At 69.4% G+C, this 2634-nt stretch carries 3 protein-coding genes; all 3 read left to right on the forward strand.

Features of this window, described 5'->3' with window-relative positions; translation table 11 throughout:
- Positions 1–173 precede the first annotated feature (173 nt).
- A complete protein-coding gene (locus LO50_RS21860; protein WP_044316355.1) occupies positions 174–1625 on the forward strand; it encodes a cobyric acid synthase in 1452 nt (483 codons plus the stop codon).
- A 182-nt stretch (positions 1626–1807) separates the two neighbouring features.
- Entirely contained in the window at positions 1808–2326 is a 519-nt protein-coding gene (cobU, locus tag LO50_RS21865) for a bifunctional adenosylcobinamide kinase/adenosylcobinamide-phosphate guanylyltransferase (protein ID WP_042921252.1), read from the forward strand.
- Positions 2326–2634: nicotinate-nucleotide--dimethylbenzimidazole phosphoribosyltransferase (locus LO50_RS21870; protein WP_044316356.1), on the forward strand; the 309-nt coding region annotated here is incomplete at its 3' end. The genes cobU and LO50_RS21870, both read left to right, overlap by 1 nt.

The following is a 2634-nucleotide window of genomic DNA, read 5'->3' on the forward strand; positions in this document are numbered from 1 at the left end:
CTGTTCCAGACGGTGTTCGACGTGGTCGCCGAACCGCTGTACGAGCACCTGGCGCACAGCGGTATTCTCACGCGCTTGTTCATGCCTTTCGGCCTGCGCTTCGGCCTGCCCGGCGAGGAGGCGGGCTGGGCCCGGCTGGAGCAGGCCCTTCGATGCTACCGGGAGCAAGATTCATGACCACGCTGATGGTGCAGGGCACCACCTCCGATGCCGGCAAGAGCACCCTGGTGACCGCGCTGTGCCGCTGGCTGGCGCGCCAGGGCGTGGCGGTGGCGCCGTTCAAGCCGCAGAACATGGCACTCAACAGCGCGGTGACCGCCGACGGCGGCGAGATCGGCCGCGCCCAGGCGGTGCAGGCCCAGGCCGCCGGGCTGGCGCCACACACCGACATGAACCCGGTGCTGCTCAAGCCCAACAGCGACACCGGCGCCCAGGTGATCGTCCATGGCCGCGCCCTGAGCTGCATGGACGCAGTGGCCTATCACGACTACAAGCGCGTGGCCATGCAGGCGGTGCTCGAATCCCACCGACGCCTGAGCGAACGCTACCCGGTGGTGATGGTGGAAGGCGCGGGTTCGCCGGCAGAGATCAACCTGCGTGCCGGTGATATCGCCAACATGGGCTTCGCCGAGGCGGTGGACTGCCCGGTGATCCTCATCGCCGATATCGACAAGGGTGGCGTCTTCGCCCATCTGGTCGGCACCCTGGCCCTGCTTTCGGAAAGCGAGCAGGCGCGGGTGCAAGGCTTCGTCATCAATCGCTTTCGCGGCGATATCGCGCTATTGCAACCGGGACTGGACTGGCTGGAACGACGTACCGGCAAGCCGGTGCTGGGCGTGCTGCCGTACCTGATGGATTTCCACCTGGAAGCCGAGGACGCCATCGATGTGCGCCAGTCGGCCAAGGGCGATCACACGCTGAACGTGGTGGTGCCGGTGCTGTCGCGTATCAGCAACCACACCGACTTCGATCCGCTGCGCTTGCACCCGCAGGTGGAGCTGCGCTTCGTCGGCCCCGGCGAGGCGGTGCCGGCGGCCGACCTGATCATCCTGCCCGGCTCCAAGAGCGTGCGCGCCGATCTCGCCTGGCTGCGCGCCAATGGCTGGGAGGCGGCGATCCGACGCCATCTGCGCTACGGCGGCAAGCTGCTGGGCATCTGCGGCGGGCTGCAGATGCTCGGCCAGCGCATCGCCGATCCGCTCGGGCTGGAAGGAGCGGCCGGCGCGAGCGACGGGCTGGGGCTGCTGGATTTCACCACTGAGCTGCATGCCGAGAAGCAGCTGCGCAACGTGCGTGGCCGGCTGTGCCTGGAAGATGCCGAAGTCAGCGGCTACGAAATCCATGCCGGGGTGAGCGACGGGCCGGCGCTGCGCCAGGCCGCGGTCGCGCTGGACGATGGCCGCCGCGACGGCGCCCTCAGTGCCGACGGCCAGGTGCTCGGCAGCTACCTGCACGGTCTGTTCGAAAGCCCGGCGGCCTGCGCCGCGCTGTTGCGCTGGGCGGGGCTCGGCGAGGTCGAGACGGTGGATTACCACGCCCTGCGCGAGTGCGATATCGAGCGCCTGGCCGATCTGGTCGAGACGCACCTGGATACCCGGCTGTTGCGCAGGCTTTGCGGTGTCTAGCGTTGCTGGCGCCTTTCGTAGGCGCGCGCGGGCACACCATGGTTCGCGAGCATGGCTCGCGCCTACAGGTGTGGATGGCGTAGGGCGGGTGCAAGCCGCCGGAGAGGGGCCAAATGGCAGATCGCACCCGCCCCACCGGGTAGGAGTGGGCCATGCCCGCGAACAGGATTCTGGAGACCGACATGCTTGAACTGATCCTCGGCGGCGCGCGTTCCGGCAAGAGCCGGCTGGCCGAGCGCCTCGCCGCCGAAAGCGGCCTGGCGGTGACCTATGTCGCCACCAGCCAGGCGCTGGACGGCGAGATGGCCGCGCGTATCGCCCAGCATCGCCAGCGCCGTCCCGAACATTGGTCGCTGGTCGAGGAGCCGCTGCAACTGGCGCGGGTATTGCGCGAGCAGGCCGATGCCCGGCGCTGCCTGCTGGTCGACTGCCTGACCCTGTGGCTGACCAACCTGTTGCTGCTGGACGATCCGGTGCGGCTGGCCGCCGAGCGTGACGCGCTGCTGGCAAGCCTTGGCCAGTTGCCGGGGCGGATCATCCTGGTCAGCAACGAAACCGGCCTGGGCGTGGTGCCGCTGGGCGAACTGACCCGGCGCTATGTCGACGAAGCCGGCTGGCTGCACCAGGCGGTGGCCGAACGGGCGCAGCGGGTGACCTTCATGGTCGCGGGCTTGCCGATGATATTGAAAGGAGCACAGTGATGAGCGAGTGGTGGAATGCGCCGTGCCGGCCGCTGGATGAGGCGGCTCGGGCCCGGGCGCTGGCGCGGCAGGAGCAACTGACCAAGCCGCGTGGCGCGCTCGGCCGGCTGGAAAGCCTGGCGCTGGAGCTGGCGGCGATGCAGGGTTGCGAGCGGCCACGGGCCGAACGCGTGCGCATCGCGGTGTTCGCCGGCGACCATGGCGTGGTGGAGGAGGGGGTCTCGGCCTATCCGCAGGCGGTGACGGGACAGATGCTGCGCAATTTCGTGCGCGGCGGCGCGGCGCTCAGCGTGCTGGCGCGGCGGCTG

Origin of the sequence: Stutzerimonas stutzeri (genome assembly GCF_000935215.1) — a bacterium.
In the GTDB taxonomy this organism is placed as follows: domain Bacteria; phylum Pseudomonadota; class Gammaproteobacteria; order Pseudomonadales; family Pseudomonadaceae; genus Stutzerimonas.